Raw genomic sequence first — 19,790 nt, forward strand, 5'->3', positions numbered from 1 at the left:
ATAGACAAAAATTAAGAGCGAATTAAGCTTTTAGATTTAATAATTGGCAAAAAAAACGTATTTCATCGATATTTTATGTCTTTTATCGATGATTAATCAAGGGGGTTTTATATCTTTATAATCCGAGAATTTATTTAATGCATTATCTTAATGACACGATTTTATTTAATAACACTAATTCTTCTATTTACAGGAATGTCTCCTGTTTTTGCTCAAGCCTCGGCTACAGCAAATTTTACAGCTTCTGCCACAATTATTCAACCTATAGGAATCACTACCACTTCTAATATGCAATTCGCAAATATTGATGCTCAAAATGGTGGTGCGGTTATTCTTACTCCCGAAAATACCAGAATTACCACTGGGGAGTTAGTCTTAGCTGATGGAGGAAATTTTTCTGCCGCTACTTTTGAAGTTACCGGGCAAAGTGGTTTTGCTTTTGGGATAAGCCTGCCCAGGGGAACACACCGATTAAGCAGCGGAAGTGAAAGTATGATACTTCAGGATTTTACTACTAATTATGATGGGAGCAGTATAAATGGTGATGGTAAAACAATAAGAGTTGGCGCCAGTCTAATTGTTAATCCTAATCAGAAACCAGGAGACTATAAAACAAATAATGATTTACAGGTTACCGTAAACTACAATTGAATATTCCTCAACAAAAACTACTATATCGTTGTAGTTTTATCATAAATTTATCTAAACGTGCATTTCAACGAGTATTTTATCTTGATTATCGAATAAGTTTCATTCGTATAAGGGTTTACCCCCATATTTGCAGTGTTAAACTTTTGAACCCAAATCAAAAACTAAAAAATACTCAAAATGAAAAAAATTACTTTAATCCTACTTGTAAGCCTTATTTCTGGAACTGCTTTTGCACAAAACTCCGTAACTGGAGAAGCCCAAGTTAATGCTGAAATAGTTAGTCCATTAGGAATAGCTAGTTCTGGAGTCTTAAATTTCGGGACTTTTACTACCTCTGTCAATGACGCTACTATCGTAATTTTACCTGACGGCAGTGAGAAAAATTTCTCAGAAACTGATATGGTTCTTCCTGGCGATGTTTTCTCGGTTCCTACTTTTACTGTTACTAAGTCGGACAACGTTGCTTATAGTTTAGAACTAGATGTAGTTGATTCTCCTACTTTAGGCGAAAACACGCTTTCCTTAACTAATCTAACTTCAACAGCGGGCAGTGCTAATAATAGTGCAACTTCTTTTACCGTTGGTGGCACATTAAATGTACCATCTGATGCAGCAGAAGGAATTTATGAAGGTGAAGTTCAAGTAACGGTTTCTTACGAATAATATTATCTAAGAATATTTAAAACGCCGCCCGCTGTGGCGGCGTTTTTTAGTTTAAACCTATTTCTTGTCTAATCGCTTTAACATAAATCACAATGAAAAATTATCTTTTCATTTTATTTTTTAGCTTAATCGGATTTAGCCTATTTGCGCAAAATTCGGCTTCAGTTACGGTAAATAGCAGGGCAACGGTTATAGATCCTATTAAAATTGATAAAACGGTAGACCTTGATTTTGGTAACGTAATAAGTGCTTATAACCCAGGACAGGTGATTTTGTCGCCAGATGGTTCGCGGGTTGCTTATGGCGTACAGATTTCTAATTCTATTCCGGGAACGGTAAACCCCGCCGAAGCAGTAGTTACTCACGGCAATAATAATTATTCTATTAGCCTACCCGAACAATTTACGTTATATAACCAGGAAAATCCTACCCAGGTCCTTGTTATAGATCAGTTTATTATTCAACCCCAGGAAGGCAATGTTATCGATATCATTAAAATTGGCGGTACTTTAAACCTTGAAGCCAACCAGACTTCCGGCTTTTATACTAATTCTTCCGGATTTAATGTAACGGTATCCTATAATTAAATTTTTAGATTTCCTTAACAGGTAAATTCTTATTTAGTATTTTTGTACACAATGATATAACCCAAAATCCAGCCCCAGGATATGATAAAAAAACTACTTAGCCCCCTACTCCTTTTCTTTATTTTTGTTTTTTCAGGACTTGCTACATACGCGCAGGGAGATCTTATGATTATGCCTAAACGTTTGGTATTTGAAGGTTCTGAGCGTTCCCAGGAAATCAACCTGGCTAATACCGGCAGCGATACCGCAGTTTATGCTATTTCTTTTGTGAATTACATCATGACCGAAAAAGGAAATTTTGAACAGGTGGAAGCGCCTGAAGAAGGTCAGCGATTTGCTGAAGATTTTCTTCGCTATTTTCCAAGGCGTGTGATTCTGGCTCCTAATGAAGCACAAACTATTCGGGTACAAAAGACCCGAACCGGAGACCTGGAACAGGGTGAATACCGTTCCCATATGTATTTTCGTGCAGTAGAAGATCAAACCGCGCTTGGTGCAGAAGAAACCGAAGAAAGCGATGGAATTTCCATTAACATAAAAACTGTATTTGGAATTAGTATCCCCATTATTATTAGAGAAGGAACATCTACAACAAATATTACACTTACCGATCTTGCATTAGAGACGGATACTGAGAACCCAAGATTGTCTCTGGTAATTAATCGTTCCGGAAATATGTCAGTCTACGGGAATTTAACAGCAACTCATATCGCCCCTAATGGTACTCAAACCGAGGTTGGGATGGTAAAAGGAGTTTCGGTGTATACGCCTAATGAAAAAAGGATTTTTAGCTTTGAGCTTAGAAATGCTACTGAAGTTGATTTGAATAGTGGAAAATTGGAAGTTTCATATGCGGAAGAAAAGGGAGAAACGCTTGCGAGTAAAATTTATGAATTATAAAAATATTCAAAACACTTCGCTATAAGCAAAAACTAATTTTTCCAAATAAAATGAAGATGCCCCCTATTGCACGTATTCTTACCTTATGCATATGTCTGCTTGGGAGTTGTTTTGTGCAGGGGCAGGTATATTCACCCGAAATCAACAATCTTACTATTAATACTAATACCAATCTAATTTGTGCCGGAGAGGAAATAGATATCTCTTTCCAGGTAAGAAATGGCTATACAAGAAACTGGTTTTTAATTTTTTATTATACCGATTTTATACCTTTTACCACCAGTACAAACTATAAAATTTTCCTTAACTCTCAAGATGGACCTCAAGAAATAAAATCATTTAGTTCTCAAACCGCACCGGGAGCTAGAAGTACAAACTTTTTTGAAATTACCACAAGCTTAACTATTCCTGAAGGATTTAGTGGCTCAAATTATACTTTAGAGGTTCAATCTACAAATCCCAATGCCCGCTCTGTTCCATCCAATACTTTTACAATAAACCCCTCTACGTTTTACCAGGAAAGTGAAGCCGGCAACGACTCCTGGATAGGCCACGTTTATGATGGAACAAACCAAAATATAACTTTTGATCAAAATTTCAATAATTATATTAGGGGATATACAGAAAATCTAAGTTTTGACCAAAGCTTTGGTGGCGACACCAACAATTTTCAAATAGGAACTGGTATTTGTGCACCTTTTATCTATACCGAAACTTTTTCTGTACGCTATAGAATGAACAGTTCTTTAAGCGGGCTATATTCTTTGAATACAGGTTCTGATGATGGTAGCAGGCTAAGTGTAGATGGTAAATTAATTTATAACGATTGGAATGATCACGCATATCGCAATCAGAATATTCTATTAAGCCTATCTGGTAATAGCAATTTAGTGCTAGATTATTATGAAAACAGCGGAGGAAACCGTATTAGTATTGGGGAGCCCCAACTTATAATAAAAAATATTTTATCTAATAATCTCAATCAAACACTTAATTTCCAGACATCTGGCCAAACAATTACCGGAGATGAATTTAATGGTCTGCCGAGTGGAATAAGTAGGTTTGGAAATGGATATCAATGGGTTTATAGTACAACAGAAAATGGGGAAACTACTGCAATTCCCGGAGCAACAAATGCAAGTTTTACTCCAAATAGAAATTTAGAACCATTTAATACCGAAGGCACTTATTATATTTATAGAATAGCTACTCTAACCAGTAGCAACAACCGCTTGGCAAATGCTTACCGGGCAAGTAAAAGATCAAATGTTGCTATTATTACTGTAGAAAAGCCGATTGATATTGTTGAGCAACCCGAGAATTTCACAGCTTGTACAGGTAATCCAATTAATTTCAACGTAATTGCTCGGGGACAAAATCTATCCTATCAATGGCAGAGAAATAACGGCGGTAATACTGGATTTTACAATATTGATAATGGAGAAATTTTTTCAGGAACACAAACATCAGGTTTAAGTATCAATGTGGTTGAAACTTCTTTAAACAATATAAAGTTTAGAGTTAAAATTTCCGACAGGCATGGTAACTCAGTCACCTCTAACCCTGCACTTTTAAATCTATACCAAAGCCCCCAAGGGATTTACACCCAACCTACTAATCAAATTGTATGCGAAGGCAATGATATTTCCTTTCAAACCTATACTTCAAACGATCAACGTCAATGGCAGGTAAGTGAAGATAGTGGTATTTCCTGGAGCAATATTTCGAACAACGAATTTTATCAGAATGTAAATTCTCAGAAACTTGATATTATAAACGCTCCTGCTCATTTCAATAACAATTTATATAGAATAGCTGTTTCCAATCAAAATTGTAAGGTATATTCTCAACCGGCAAATCTGCAAGTAAATTTAAATCCAATAACCCAACAGCCGCAAGATGTTACGGCAGGATTTGGTGAAAATGCTATCATTGAAGCTGGAGTTTCTGGTAACAACTTAACATTCCAATGGCAAACCTATAGTTCAAATTGGTATGATATTAATGATAATGCTAATTACAGCGGTACCAAAACCAAAAGATTGGAACTACTTACTGTAGGGTATTTTCCGGTAGATGGTTCGCGCTACAGACTTTTAGTTACGAATGCTAATGGTTGTGTTTCTATTTCAGATACAGCTTTTCTCAACGTTGGGGAAAACCAATGCCCAGAAATGCCAACAGTTTCGTTAAACGCTCCCTTAATTATTTGTAGTGGCCAGGCTAATATTAACGGTACTTTTACCGGTACAGCACCCTGGAATATTGAAGCTTCAATAAATGGGCAAACTTTTAATTTAAGTATTAACGAAAGAAATTTTGATTACCCAATCAATATTCAGCAAAATACCACCATTGAAATCCTGGGTATTACTGATGCCAATGGCTGTACAAATAATAATCCAAATGAATCGGTTACCATAAATGTGATTAATTCTATTAAAAATAATACAATTTCCGGTGCACAAGAGTCTTGCGGAGTATTTGATGCAGAAAGACTAATTGGAGAAGATTTGGGAGAAGGATACAATTACGAATGGGAAATAAGCACTACTGGTGGGACTACTAGTTTTACCCAGGCTCCCGGAAATAATACCGAATCCGATTACAATCCCGGAACGGTGTCGGAAACTACCTGGTACCGTAGAAAAGTAAATGTTCAAAATTGTAATGAAGATATTTCAAATTCCATAGAAATTACAATCAATACTAACATAGCTAATAATAAAATTTCATTTTTCAACGGAAATACAAATACACTTCAAACAACAGCAAATGAGAATGGAGAGGTAAATATAGAGTCGCCCGAGGAAACGATTTTTACTTATGTAGATTTTGCCAGCTATGGAACTCCTGTTAATAATGCCGGGAACTTTGATATTAATGAAAATTGCCACGCCAACACCAGCCAGGCTGTTACAGAAGCTTATTTATTAGGAGAAAATTCGGCTACAATTTCTGCGACTAACGGTGTTTTTACCGATCCCTGTGTAGGTACCTTTAAACGACTTTATATTAGCGCAACCTATTCTGAAGCATTTTGTAAAGGAATAGATCCCGGCATCGTAAGCGGTACAGAAATAGAAGGAAATAATATTTCATATACCTGGCAATTAAGTACCGAAGGGCCTGCTTCTGGTTTTGCTGATGCCCCGGGCAATAATAACCAGCAAAATTATAATCCCGGAATTTTAAACACAGATATCTGGTTAAAACGAATTGTAAACTCAGGTAGTTGTACTAATGAATCCCCGGTCTTATATATTCCTGTGCAGGAAGAAAACACGTGGACCGGCGCTGAAAACACCAACTGGAACAATTCCGCCAATTGGAGCTGTAACGCCTTACCTACACTCGAAACCGATGTTTTGATTCCTGAGAATTTACCTTCAAATAATTACCCGAAAATTAATTCTGGTGTTAATGCATACACAAAAAATTTAAGTATTGAAAACAATGCTTCAGTTATGGTTGAAGAAAACTGGTTACGAATTGCAGGAGATCTTACCAATAACGGAATTCTAAATACCGTAACCGGAAATATTTCTTTTCAAGGTGCTTCAGCTCAAACAATTCCTAGTACGGCTTTTCAATATAATCGCATTCAGAATTTAAGAATCGATAATACTTCAGGGGTAAATTCACAAGCAACAATAGAAATTACCGGAACTTTAAATGTAGTAGAAGGGAATTTCGATACCGGAAATGGATTAACCTTAATTTCCGATGAAAATCAAACAGCGTTAATAAGTGGTGCAGGAAATGGTGAAGTTATCGGCATCGTAAAAATGCAACGCTATCTGGATAAAGCTTTCGGGTATAAATATTTTAGTTCTCCATTTCAAAATTCCACCGTAGGAGATTTCGCTCCTTATATGGATTTTGAAGATCCAGTTACTGGATTTCCACACTTTTACAGCTATAATGAAAACCGAAATATCAATATAAATGATATTGTTCGGGATGCTACCGGTTGGGAAGTTTATACCACGACTACCAATAGTTTAAATAATGCTGAAGGTTATGCGCTTAATTTTGGAACTTCAACCGCTTCACAAACTATAGAGTTAAGTGGTGAAGTTAACAATGGTACTATTCCCACCCGGCAGTTAGAAAATAATCATCGCGAATATACAAGAGGTTTTCATTTGGTAGGAAACCCATACCCTTCCCCTATAGATTGGGATGCTTCCCAGGGTTGGACAAAAACTAATATTGATGACGGAATTTATTTTTTCACCGCCAGTGATACAAGTCAGTATACCGGTACCTATTCCGCTTATGTAAATCAGGTATCTACAACTGATGGAAAATCTTCAAATATTATTCCTTCTATGCAGGGCTTTTTTATTAAAGTAATGGATTCTGATACCCAGGATGTAATGACGGGAAGTTTTGGAATGGACAACAGGGTACGAATAAACGATTTTGAGCAGGAGTTTTTAAGAACCCAGGAAGATCTTAAACCGTTAATTCGTTTGGAGGCTGGCTTTAAAACTTCAATCCAGCAAGATCCTATGGTGATCTACTTTTCCTCGTATGCCACTCCTAATTTTGAAAAGGAAATGGACGCCCATAAATTAATGAATACCGATCCTGCTGTACCAAGTTTTTATAATATAACCGAAAATAAAAAGGAACTGGCTATTAACGCAATTCCTTTTCCGGAATCGAGAAGCTATAAAAAGATTCCATTGGGCATTAAAGCCGATGAAAATGGTGAAATGAAGATCAACCTGGTATCGGTAGAAAATTTTAATTCAAATTTCAATATTTATTTAATAGACCACGAAAAAGGTAAAGGTCAAAACCTGAGAAATAATCCGGAATATAGTTTCAACCTTCAAGCGGGAACTCATAACTCCAGGTTTGAATTAATGTTTTCTGAAGAAAGGGTAACCAGTCCTGCCATTGCTTTTAACGAACCTTTTGATGTTGAAGTTGAAAATGGAGATGTGGTGGTGAAAATGAATTTAGAAGAAAATCAGGAAGGAATTTTAAGAGCCAGTTCAATGACGGGGCAAATTCTACAAATAAAAGAAGCAGGTGGCAAAGACGAAGTTATTTTTGAAGGGATTACCAGTGAAGGGGTTTATATTATTAACCTACAGGTAGGTAAAGCTTATTATGGCAAAAAAGTATTAATAAAAAAATAATGGAAACTATGCAAAATAGAAGCTTATATAATAACACATTTTTATTGTTATTGCTTATGTTTTCAGTATTTGAAATCAAAGCCCAGGAAAATCCGCCAGTCCCCATAGAGGTTGAAGTTAGAACTTCTAGAAACCTTAATTTTGGTTCGTTTACTGCCGGTAGTGCTGGTGGGAATGTTAGTGTAAGTTATGACGACCAACGCACTGTAAATGGCGATATTGTTGAACTAAATTTTGGGGAACCGGTCTCTGCCGCTTTATTTGATGTATATGCCAACCCCGGGACAATTATTCAAATTGAAACTTTAGGAGATTATATTTTGCTAAACCAGGATACAGGAGCGGAAATAAAACTTACAATTAACAGTTTTAGCACTGGCCACCGAACTTTTGTCACCCAGGCTGCTAATGCCCAAGTACCAAATGAAGTCTTTATTGGAGGGACCTTAACCATACCTCCAGATAATTCTGGGACTCTTCCCGGTACTTATTTTGGTAATTTCACTTTAACCTTTATTCATCAATAGATAAGAACGCTAAGCTAAATGCAAACCCCTACCTGCGCTTTTTCTATTGAGTTTTACAAAAAACTTTTTCCGATAATTTTTCTCCTGCTATTATCCTTTACAGGAATAGCCCAGGAAGATTTTCCTGAATACGATGAGTTAAGCGTAGAAATGAACGTACCCGATCTCGGTACTATTGAAATCCCTATCGCGATTAAAGGTCAGGACGCTTATATTCCAATAAAGGAGCTTTTTGATTATTTGAAGATTAAAAATGAAGAAACCACTAAGGGCGTAGAAGGCTTCGTTATAAATCCCGATTCTACTTATCAAATAAATCCTTCAGAAAATAGGATTATCTATAAAAATGAAGAATTTTATCTTTCAGAAGATGATTATATTCAAACTCCGCTAAATCTTTATTTAAAATCGAATCTCTTCGGCGAAATCTTCGGTTTAAATACCAATTTCTCTTTTAGAAGTCTTTCAGTAACTATGAAAACCGAAAAAGATCTACCGGTAATTAAAGAAATGCGGCTTAAAAGGGTAAGGGAAAATCTGAATCGTGTACGCGGAGTAGTTGAAGTTGATACAACTATGGAAAGACGTTATCCGGTTTTTAAAGGTGGGGCATTAGATTGGGGCGTGGTTACCACACAGCAAAGTGAATTTGAAAACGATAACCGATTATCCTTAGGTTTGGGAACAATGTTTCTTGGTGGGGAAACCAATTTAATGTTGAACTACTCTACCCGGGTTCCATTTGATTCCAGGAACCAGTTTTACCAGTGGCGATATGTGAATAATGATAACCGGGTTTTTAAACAGGTAACTGCAGGGCGGATTTTTACCCGGGCCACCTCCTCCCTATTTGCACCGGTAAGTGGGGTTCAAATTAGCAACAGCCCGTTTCAAAATCGAAGATCCTTTGGAACTTACGTATTGAATGATTATACCGAACCACGCTGGACGGTTGAACTTTACGTAAATAATATCCTAGTTGAATTTACCCAGGCAGACGCTTCAGGTTTTTACACGTTTGATGTGCCGTTAATGTATGGAAATACGGCCGTAAGTCTTCGTTTTTATGGTCCCTATGGAGAAGAACGTATTCAGGAAAGGGTGATCAATATTCCGTATAATTTTGTTCCAAAAAATGAGTTGGAATATACCGTTAGCGCCGGGATTGTAGAGAATGAAGACCTTGACCGATTTTCCAGGGCTAACTTTAATTACGGGCTTAGTAATTCTGTAACTATTGGGGGTGGTGCCGAATATCTTACCGGCGTGACCAGTGGGGAAGTAATGCCTTTCGTGAATTCATCTATTCGTTTTGCTTCAAATTTTCTTTTTACAGGAGAATATATGCAGGGCGTAAAAGGAGAAGGGATTTTGAGTTACCGCACCCCCGGAAATATCCAGGTAGATCTTAATTATATAAAATATGATGAAGACCAAACAGCAATCAATTTTAATTACCTGGAAGAAAGAAAATTAAGCTTTTCGGCACCTATTAGAAGTAAAAATTTCTCGATGTTTAGCAGGTTTAGTGTAAACCAGATCATTATGCCTACAACCGAGTTCACTACGGCGCAATTATTACTTTCGGGTGCAATTATGGGAATTAGCACCAACCTTACCACCTATGGCATCTACAATGACCGTGTAAAAGAACCAACTATCTATACCTCGCTTTCGCAGAATTACAGGCTTCCGAATAAATTCTTGTTTTCACCCCAGGTGCAATACGATTTTAGCCGAAATCAATTCAATAATATTATTATGGAAATTGAACGCCCGGTTTTTGAAAATGGATTTCTAAATGTGGCCTACGAAAATAATATGCTTAGAAATGCCCATATTTTTGAAATTGGCTTAAGATATGCATTCAATTTTGCGCAAACTTCGGTGACTTCCAGGTTGGGGAACCAAAATAATTCTTTTGTGCAATCGGCTCGCGGTAGTTTAATGTTAGACGACAATACTGGGTATATAATGGCAAATAATCGTACGGCAATGTCCAGAGCTGCACTAAGCATTATCCCCTTTTTGGATTATAACACTAACGGAAAAAGAGATCCTATGGAACCTGCTGTGCGGGGAATGGAAATTAAAAATACTTCTGGCCGAATTTCGTATAATGAAGATGAAAGCGTATTACGAATTACCGAACTTCAACCTTATATAGATATTATTCTTGAAGTAGATCCAAATAGCCTAGATAATATTGCCTGGAAAGTGAAAAATGAAAAGATAAAGGTACATACCGTTCCTAACCAGTTTCAGGAGATTGAAGTCCCGGTAGAGGTTTTAGGTGAAGTTGCCGGAATGGTTTATTTTAAAGAAGGAAGCAGTCTTCGCGGCCAGGGAAGAATTACCGTAAATATTCTGGATGAAAACGGAAACCTGGTAAAAGAAATTTTAACTGAAGGAGACGGATATTTCACATACCTGGGATTAAAACCCGGAAATTATACTGCTGAAATTGATCCTGTGCAAATGCAGAAATTAGATTACACTGCAAGCGAACCCATTGAATTTGAAATCAAAATAGATGAATATGGTGATATTGTAGATACCCTGGAATTCACCGTTGAAGCCGATTAATTAAATTATAAACCATATAATTAGGGAAACGGCCAAACCAACTATGGCTATTAAGGTTGTCATCACCGTCCAGGATTTAAAAGTTTGTTTTTCGGTTAAACCTAAATACTGACCAACGAGCCAAAATCCGCTATCGTTAACGTGGGATAAAATTGAAGCCCCTGAGGCAATTGCAATTACAATAAGCGAGGTTTGCGCCATAGAATAATCGCCACCCGTTAAAACCGGCGCAGTAATTCCCGCAGCGGTAATCATTGCAACGGTTGAAGATCCCTGTAAAATTCTTACCAAAGCTGCTACAATAAACCCAAAAACCAGCGGATTGAACCAGGCGTTATTTAAAGCATCGGCAATCATTTCTCCTGCTCCTGTTTCGATCAGGATTTGTTTAAAAGCACCACCGGCACCGGTAAGTAAAATAATTATTCCGGCTGCCTGAAAAGATTTTGTTGCTACTTTCAGTAAAAATTCTTTTTGCATTCCCCGCCTTACTCCAAGAAAATACCAGGCCACAAGATTTGCAATAATCAATGCCGAAAATGGATGTCCCACTAATTCTATCGCATATAAAACTCCTTCCGGAATTGAAATCCCTTCAAATAAAGGACTCTGTACTAAAGTGTTTGCTACAATAAGAAAAATAGGAATTAGAATTATAGAAATAATTAGTCCCGGTGATGGCGCTTTTGCTTCATCGTATTCTATTTCCTCGGTAAAAGTTTTCGGTTCAATTTGTATTCTTTTGGAAATATACCTGGCGAAAATTGGTCCGCTGATGATTGCTGCGGGAATTCCTGCCAAAAATCCAAAAACAATTACCCAACCTAAATCGGCACCTAATATATCTGCAACCGCAATTGGTCCTGGCGTGGGTGGGATAAAAGCGTGCGTAATTGCCAAACCGGCCAAAAGAGGTAGCGCATACAGCAAAAGTGATTTTCCGGTACGTTTGCTCAATGCATAAGTAACCGGCACCAGAATAATAAAAGCCACATCGAAAAATACCGGAATGGCTACGGCAAAACCGGTAACCATCAATGCCCAGGGTGCTTTTTTATCACCTGTTTTCTTTAATAAGAAAGAAGCCAGGCGTTGTGCTCCACCAGATTGTTCCAAAACTCCGCCAAATAAAGCTCCTAAACCAACTACCGTGGCTACAAAACCCAGTGTGCTGCCCATCCCGTCCTTCATAGTCTCCAGGATTTCAGTAGCGGGCATTCCGGCGATAATTCCTACCGCAATGCAAACAATTAGCAAAGCCAGAAAAGCCTGTATCTTTAATCTTAAAATAAGGAAAAGCAAAAGTGCAATCCCGGCGAAAACGGCAAAGAGTAATTGTAGTTCCATTAACTATTGTTTTTCCATTGGGTATGAAAAAATTCGCCCCGGGGCTTATCAGTTCGCTCGTAAGTATGTGCGCCAAAATAATCTCGTTGTGCCTGAATCATATTTGCAGAATTTTGAGCTGAAGTAAAGTTCAGTAAATAATTGGTGGCAGCAGATAAAACCGGAACGGCAAAACCAGACTGAAGTGCAATACTAATTGTTTTCGTCAAGGAAGCCTGATTTTTCTCTACTTCTGAAATAATATTTTTATTAAGCAGTAAATGATTATTTGAATCTTTAAAAATATCAACTAAATCTTCCATCAAACCGGAACGAATAATACATCCGTTGGTCCAAACACGGGAAATCTCAGATAAATTAAGATTCCAGCTATATTCTGATGAGGCAACCCGAAGTAAATCATAACCTACGGCATGATTAATTATACTGGCAGTTTTGTAGGCCTGGAATAATTCATCTTTTATTTCTTCTAAATTTCCATTTTGGTTATCATTTTTATACAAATATGAGGCATTCACCCGAATTTCCTTCATCCCGGAAATATTCCTGGCCAAAACCGCAGCGGTAATGGTATCAAGCGGAACACCAAGTTCTAAGGCGGCGTTCGTTGACCAACCGCCAGTGCCTTTTTGTTTAGCTGCATCCAGAATTTTATCGATCAGGAAGTCTTCATTCTCCTTTTTTCGAAGAATATCTACGGATATTTCCAGTAAATAGCTTTTCATTTTCTTATTCCAGGCTTCAAAAAGACTGGCAATTGCTTTCGGTTTTGAATTCGTATAAAATCTCAAAAAATGGTAAGTTTCAGCAATTAGTTGCATTTCGGCGTATTCAATACCATTGTGAACCATCTTTACAAAGTGTCCTGAACCATCGGGTCCAATATGAGTACAGCAAGGGTTTCCGGTCTTATCTTTTGCTGCTATTTTTTCCAAAAGCGGTCCCATTTGTTTATACGCTTCTGCAGAGCCACCGGGCATAATTGAGGGACCTTTTAAGGCGCCTTCTTCCCCACCCGATATTCCACAACCTATAAAATGAATTCCCTGTTCTCTTAACATCTTTTCTCTTCTCCAGGTGTCTTTGTAATGGGAATTACCGCCATCGGTAATGATATCACCTTTTTCCAAAAAAGGAAGCAAACTTTCTATCACTGCATCAACCGCAGCGCCGGCATTTACCATCAATAAAACTTTCCTGGGCCGATTTAAAGACGAAACAAATTCCTTTAAATCATCAAAACCCTGAAATGTATATTTTTCAGCATTTTCCTGAACAAAATTTTTGGCAATATTTTCTTCAAGACCGGGTACTTGCCTATTAAAAACAGAAACATTAATATTTTTTGAAAGTAGGTTTAAAGCCAAACTCTTTCCCATTACTCCAAGTCCAATAAGCCCAATTTCAGCTTTAGGAGCTTTTAATTTTGTCATAATTTCTTTTAAAATATTTTCTTCAGAAGTATTTACATTTACTCGTAATCCATATTGTGGTTCTTCCAGGGTTTCAAATTGCGAAGTGAGCAATTCTGGTTTAAAATAATGGCCTTTCCTGGCTTTTAACCTTTCTAAAATCACTTCAAAATCAGCCGATAGGAAAATCCATTTTAAATATTCTTCAGGAATGGAAGTTAATTGTTGTCTATATTTTTCTTTTAGAGCCGAACAGGCCAAAACAGCGCCATCGCCTTGCTCCCATTTTTGAATATTTTCAGCTAAAATGGCCAACCAGCCTTTTCGATCTTCGTCCTGCAGCGGGATACCGTTTTTCATTTTTTCCACATTTTCTGAAGGATGAAAATCATCGGCATCATAAAAAGGTAAATTCAATTCTTTAGCGAGAAGTTTTCCAATAGTAGTTTTACCAGAACCCGAAACACCCATTACAATATATACGGCCATTAGTAAGTAATTTTTAAGATTTCCAGTTTTCGGATTTCTTCGCCTAATTTGAAATCAATTTTATCTCCAACCTTTTTACCGGTAACCGCTTTTGCGATAGGCGCCACAAAAGCGATCTTTTGTTTTTTAACATCAGCCTCATCTACCCCAACAATTTGAAACTTTTGAATATTTCCATTTTGCTTCAATTCAACCAAAGCTCCAAAACGCACTTCATCTTCAGGTTGTTCTTTAGGGTCTAAAACCCTCGCGGTGCTAATTCGCTCTCTTAATAATTTGAGATTGCCATCTATAACCGCCTGTGCCCTTCTACGTTCTGTTTCATTTTCTTTATCGAGATTAGCACGTTCTTCTGTGAGCTTTTCCTCTTTTTCTTTTAATTCTTTTAATCCATTTGGCGTAACATAATTTGTTTCACCCGCCGGTAAAGCCGCTCTTGGCGGGATAATAGGAGCTTCTTCCTGGTCGTCTTCTTTTACAAATCCTCTGCTCATAATTTAGTTTTAAACTTCAAAATAGGAATTAATATGCTTCGGTAAAAAATTATACTGATTTATTAATTCATAAATCTTTCAGAAGAAGAATTCTACCAGGCGGTATTCCCTTATTTTTATTTTATAAATTTAAATAATGAGCCTCGAAATAGCCATATTGTTTCTTATTATCATAGTGGTAATTGTTTTCTTTGCCCTGGAAGTTTTTCCGGTAGATAAAATTGCGTTTTTTATTCTTGCAGCCTTATTGTTAACTAACCTGGTAAGTCCCGAAGAAGCTATTTCTGGCTTTTCCAGTCCGGCAACTATTACGGTACTGGCTTTAATGATTATAGCCATAGGGCTGGAAACAAACGGGGTTATAGACTGGCTGGCCAGCGGACTCAAAAATCTAAGGGTTCTGCCAATATTTATAATGGTACCTGTCTTTATGTTTATTGCAGGGAGTATTTCAGCATTTATAAATACTACAGCTGTGGTAATTGTTTTTATAAAGATTATTACAGAATTATCTGCTAAATACGATATACCCAATTCAAAATTGCTTCTACCAATTTCTTTCGCGGGTATTATAGGCGGGAGTTGCACGCTAATGGGTACATCTACCAACCTTATTGTAAACGCAGTTGCTATAGACAGGGGTGTTGAAAGGTTTAGTTTCTTTGAATTTACGTGGTATGGAGTTATTTTTATGGTAATCACCATTGTTATAGTAAGTGCTTTAATTAAAATACTCCCCAACACCAAAAAGACTAAAATAAGTGAAGATTATAATCTTGATGAATATATTACTAAAGTAATTGTCACCGAAAACTCCAGTGTAATTGGAAAAAGTATTAGTGAAAGTTTCTTATATAATAATGAAGATATTGAAGTTCTAAGGCTAAAGCGAAATGGGATTATAAACGATCGCCCAGGAAAATTCACTACGCTCAAAGAAGGCGACCAGCTTTTACTGCGCTGTAATCTTGCAAATCTTATAAAATTAAAAGATGCTAAGGGATTTACCGTAATTAAAGAGGAAGATAATAGGAAATTAGCCGATCCTATTACTGATTCTGAAGAACTGGAGGAAAATGTACAGGTAGTGGAAATTTTAATGCTGCCAAATTCACCATTAATAGGAAAAAGTATAAAAACCGTGGGTTGGTATGATCTTCACGGGGCGGTACCCTTGGCGATTAGAAAACGAAGAAATTTTAGAAATCCCAGGCGTAGAATTTTTAATCGGGGGAAAGACGAAATAGAATTAAGGGTTGGAGACCGCTTACTGGTTGAAGTTAGCGAAAGCGCACTGGATGAACTTCAAAAGATTGAAAATGTAACGATCTTGCAGCAACACAAGAATATTGAAGTTACCACTAAAACTAAAAAATATATTTCGCTTGCAATTCTATTAGTGGTTATTGCGCTCTCTGCATTTTCTATTTTTCCCATTTTAAAAAGTGCACTTATTGGCTGCTTTTTAATGATTTTTACGAAATGTATAGACCTGGGTAAAATTTATTCCCAGGTAAACTGGCAGATTATTTTTCTTTTAGCGGGGATGATTCCTTTAGGCGTAGCAATGAACAATACCGGCGCCGATCAATGGATTTCAGACCAATTATTGCTAATTTTTGAAAACCAAACAGATATTATTGTAATTGGGATTTTATTCCTGGTGACGATGGTTTTAAGCGGATTTATCTCTAATAATGCTACGGCAATAATTATAACTCCTATCGCCATAAGTATTGCCGCGAGTATGCAAATGGATCCAAAACCCTTTATTTTATCGGTTCTGTTTGCTTCTAATTTTAGTTTTTTTACACCTGTAGGTTACCAAACCAATACCATAATTTATGGGATGGGAATTTACCGTTTTAGACACTTTTTTATCATTGGCGGTATCGTTTCCCTGGTACTCTGGGTTACTGCTTCTCTCCTGCTATCTGCTAGTTTATAATTAGGAAACTGGTTTAAATTCCGGTATTTTTGAAGAAAAATTATGCCCAATTTACTTGTAATTGGTTGTGTTTGGCCCGAACCTAATTCTTCTGCTGCCGGTAGCCGAATGCTACAATTATTAGAATTTTTTCTTGCTGAAAATTACAAAATCACCTTTGTTACCACTGCAGCGCGCAGCAAATTTGCTGTAGATTTAGAAAAGATGAATATCGCTTCTGAAGTGATAAAAATGAATCATAGTTCTTTTGATGAAATGCTGAAAAAAATTCAACCGGATTTAGTGCTATTTGATAGGTTTATGGCTGAAGAGCAATTTGGCTGGAGAGTTGATGAAACCTGCCCGAAAGCAATAAAAATCTTAGATACTGAAGATCTTCATTTTCTTAGAAAAACACGGACTGAAGCTTATAAAAAAAATATTTCTGCAGAAAGTCTTTATTTTGATGTCGATATTACCAAAAGGGAAGTCGCGAGTATTTATCGCTGCGACCTGAGCCTGATAATTTCAGAAGTTGAAATGGATTTGCTTCAAAATGAATTCAATATCCCTAAAACTATTCTGCATTACCTTCCTTTTCTCCTGGAATCAATTTCCGAAGGAAATAAAGCGGAATTGCCCAGATTCAGTAAAAGACAAAATTTTATAAGTATTGGCAATTTTCTTCATGAACCTAACTGGAATGCGGTATTATATTTAAAAGAAGAAATCTGGCCGTTAATTAAACAACAACTTCCAGCTTCCAAGCTGGAAATTTATGGTGCTTATCCTTCCCAAAAGGTATGGAATCTGCACAACGAAAAAGAAGGTTTTCTTGTAAAGGGCCGCGCTGAAAATGCACCCGAGGTAATGCAAAATGCTAAGGTTTGCCTGGCGCCAATTCAGTTTGGAGCAGGATTAAAAGGAAAACTCATACAGGCTATGCAATGTGGAACGCCTTCTGTAACAACTCCCATTGGTGCCGAGGGAATTGCGGGAGAACTCAACTGGAATGGTTTTATAACCAACGATCCTAAAGAATTTGTAGAAAAAGCGATGCAATTATATTCCGAAGAAAATGTATGGCTAGCCTCGGTAGAAAATGGTTTTAGAATAATTAATTCCAGGTTTAATAAAAACGCATTTCAGCAGAAATTCTTAGAAAGAATCACTGATTTATTTCAGAATATAGATTTCTATAGGCAAAAGAATTTTATTGGGAAATTGCTGCAGCATCATCAGCATAGAAGTACGTATTTTATGGCCAAATTTATTGAAGAAAAAGAGAAAAATAATCAAGTAGGGTGAAGATAATAAATATTTGAGCATTTATTATCTTCATCCCTCTTACAGGAACCGGGCATACGGGTCTCGTACACGGCTCATGTTAAATCTTATTCAGTACTGTTTGATAGTACTGATGCAAAGTGTTCCCTTCAACTGTGTCCATTGCGTACAACCCTAATTCTGTGAAGTACTTATTGGGCAGGGCATAGTGTATTAAATTGGTGGAGGAGTTTCTCCATCGGGTTACCGATATCTTAAGAAAATTCCCCTTATAACCCATACGCCTTAGTTGTCGGTGAAGAGGTTTCCAGCTTTTCCAGCTTTTCATCACCATCATTCGTAACCTTCTCCTGATCCAGCTTAAAAGATCCTGGAACAGCTTTTTGGTCAAGCCTATTCGGAAGTAATTGGCAAAACCCCTTAATAGCGGGTTCAGTTCTTTAATATAGAAAGCTATACTTTGCCCTTTAGTTCTAGGGGTTAGTAATTTTACTTTCTTTTTGAACCTCTTGATGCTTTTGTGGGATACCACTACTCCATAGGGCTTTATCACCACACCTAAATAGTGGATGCCTTCTTCAAGGTTTGTCAGACTGCTCTTGTTTTTATTCACTTCTAACCGAAGCTCTTTTTCCAGATAACTCGTGGCTTTAGCCATGTATTTTCCAGCTTGAGCTTTGGTTGGTGCAAACAACAGCACGTCATCAGCAAACCTCACCATTCGTATGCCTGAATTTTTCATATGCTGGTCGAATGCGTCCAGATAGATATTCATCAGGAGCGGTGAGATAATTCCCCCTTGTGGACTCCCCTTCTTTGTAGGTGTGAAGCGCGCTCCATCAAGTGCGCCGGATTCTAAAAAGCTCCCTATCAGTTTAAGTATCTTTCCATCGCTTACCCGTTTGCCCACGCTTTGCACTATCAGCCGATGGTCTAGAGTATCAAAACATTTGGATAAATCCATGTCTGCTACATGATCCAGACCATAGTACCGACTAAAGCGCTCTGCTTTGGCAATGGCATGATGAGCACTTCGTTTAGGACGATACCCATAACTGGAGGGATGGAATTCGGGATCGAAGATAGGTTGCAACACATTAAGCAGCGATTGTTGTACAATGCGGTCTTTGATGGTTGGGATACCCAATCCTCTCTTGCTCCCGTCTGGTTTATCGATATAGGCTCGCCTTACCGGCTGTGGCCTATATCTCCCCTCTTTCAGTTCCCTGGAGAGTTGGCACAAATTCTCCTCTAAAGCTGAACTAAAATCAGCTATACTTTGGTTATCCACTCCCTTGGCTCTGGAACCTTTGTTTTTCCTTACCTCACGGTAGGCTTGTTCCAGCCTAGGTAATGCATATACCTTGTCTATAAGACTGTACCATTTTCGCATAATGAAACTTTCTCTTCTTTGCAGTACGGTTTATTTCTTTAGGCAGAATTAGACAGATTGTTTGTTCATAAGGTATACTGTTGTCTTTAGCACTGTGGCAATCTATAACAGTAAAAGAAAATCTTACTACTCAATACTCGCGCGGATTAACAGCCAGAGTTAGCTCGTCACTCCTCTTTGCTGCAATTCCTCAGAATGTTTCAATTCCGATTGTCTTCGCTTATGGCTAATTCCTTTAAAGAACTTCCTGTACTTAATTTAACTTCGTCCCTTCGCATCCGCCACAGTTAATCTGTGACAGTCATTGCAACCGATTATGCGATTCTTGTGCAATGTCATTTGGGTTTTCTCCTCCACACTGTCACCAGTGC

13 protein-coding genes are annotated in these 19,790 nt (G+C 37.4%); 9 read left to right on the forward strand and 4 right to left on the reverse strand.

Annotated elements, in window-relative coordinates; all coding sequences use genetic code 11:
- Positions 1-150: 150 nt before the first annotated feature.
- The 7 genes from AO058_RS12915 to AO058_RS12945 all read left to right on the forward strand — a co-directional run bounded on the left by AO058_RS12915 (position 151) and on the right by AO058_RS12945 (position 11,070).
- Complete coding sequence (locus AO058_RS12915) at positions 151-651, forward strand: DUF4402 domain-containing protein (RefSeq protein ID WP_075326954.1); 501 nt, start codon at positions 151-153, stop codon at positions 649-651.
- A gap of 177 nt (positions 652-828) precedes the next feature.
- On the forward strand, positions 829-1,314 hold the full coding sequence (locus AO058_RS12920; RefSeq protein ID WP_075326955.1) for a DUF4402 domain-containing protein: 486 nt from the start codon (positions 829-831) through the stop codon (positions 1,312-1,314).
- 92 nt (positions 1,315-1,406) lie between these two features.
- Positions 1,407-1,901 (forward strand): DUF4402 domain-containing protein, encoded by a 495-nt coding sequence (locus tag AO058_RS12925; protein WP_075326956.1) that lies wholly within the window; start codon positions 1,407-1,409, stop codon positions 1,899-1,901.
- 81 nt (positions 1,902-1,982) lie between these two features.
- Complete coding sequence (locus AO058_RS12930) at positions 1,983-2,801, forward strand: fimbrial biogenesis chaperone (RefSeq protein WP_083634181.1); 819 nt, start codon at positions 1,983-1,985, stop codon at positions 2,799-2,801.
- 56 nt (positions 2,802-2,857) lie between these two features.
- Positions 2,858-7,957 carry an SUEL-type lectin domain-containing protein gene (locus AO058_RS12935; RefSeq protein WP_198036110.1) on the forward strand — a complete coding sequence of 1,700 codons (5,100 nt, stop codon included), beginning with the start codon at positions 2,858-2,860 and terminating at the stop codon, positions 7,955-7,957.
- Positions 7,958-7,965: 8 nt separating this feature from the next.
- Positions 7,966-8,484 (forward strand): DUF4402 domain-containing protein, encoded by a 519-nt coding sequence (locus AO058_RS12940; protein WP_198036111.1) that lies wholly within the window; start codon positions 7,966-7,968, stop codon positions 8,482-8,484.
- Positions 8,485-8,502: 18 nt separating this feature from the next.
- Positions 8,503-11,070 carry a hypothetical protein gene (locus tag AO058_RS12945; protein WP_075326959.1) on the forward strand — a complete coding sequence of 856 codons (2,568 nt, stop codon included), beginning with the start codon at positions 8,503-8,505 and terminating at the stop codon, positions 11,068-11,070.
- Here AO058_RS12945 and AO058_RS12950 read toward each other — a convergent pair whose 3' ends face one another.
- From AO058_RS12950 to AO058_RS12960, 3 genes are read right to left on the reverse strand one after another with little or no spacing between them, the layout of a single operon-like run.
- Complete coding sequence (locus tag AO058_RS12950; RefSeq protein ID WP_075326960.1) at positions 11,071-12,417, reverse strand: GntP family permease; 1,347 nt, start codon at positions 12,415-12,417, stop codon at positions 11,071-11,073.
- Positions 12,417-14,318, reverse strand: coding sequence for an NADP-dependent phosphogluconate dehydrogenase (gene gndA, locus AO058_RS12955; protein WP_075326961.1), 1,902 nt, complete (start codon positions 14,316-14,318; stop codon positions 12,417-12,419). The genes AO058_RS12950 and gndA overlap by 1 nt, the downstream gene beginning before the upstream one ends.
- Complete coding sequence (locus tag AO058_RS12960; protein ID WP_075326962.1) at positions 14,318-14,812, reverse strand: GreA/GreB family elongation factor; 495 nt, start codon at positions 14,810-14,812, stop codon at positions 14,318-14,320. Before AO058_RS12960 ends, gndA begins: the two co-directional genes overlap by 1 nt.
- Before the next feature lie 136 nt (positions 14,813-14,948).
- Here AO058_RS12960 and AO058_RS12965 point away from each other — a divergent pair, with 136 nt between their 5' ends.
- Both AO058_RS12965 and AO058_RS12970 read left to right on the forward strand, forming a co-directional pair.
- Positions 14,949-16,760, forward strand: coding sequence for an SLC13 family permease (locus tag AO058_RS12965; protein ID WP_075326963.1), 1,812 nt, complete (start codon positions 14,949-14,951; stop codon positions 16,758-16,760).
- A gap of 42 nt (positions 16,761-16,802) precedes the next feature.
- The gene (locus AO058_RS12970; RefSeq protein WP_075326964.1) at positions 16,803-18,047 is read left to right on the forward strand and encodes a glycosyltransferase; all 1,245 of its coding nucleotides are present in this window, start codon (positions 16,803-16,805) and stop codon (positions 18,045-18,047) included.
- Between the two features lie 79 nt (positions 18,048-18,126).
- Here AO058_RS12970 and ltrA read toward each other — a convergent pair whose 3' ends face one another.
- A complete protein-coding gene (ltrA, locus tag AO058_RS12975; protein WP_075326965.1) occupies positions 18,127-19,419 on the reverse strand; it encodes a group II intron reverse transcriptase/maturase in 1,293 nt (430 codons plus the stop codon).
- Positions 19,420-19,790 lie beyond the last annotated feature (371 nt).

The sequence above is a fragment of the Salegentibacter sp. T436 genome (assembly GCF_001932675.1).
Taxonomy (GTDB): domain Bacteria; phylum Bacteroidota; class Bacteroidia; order Flavobacteriales; family Flavobacteriaceae; genus Salegentibacter; species Salegentibacter agarivorans.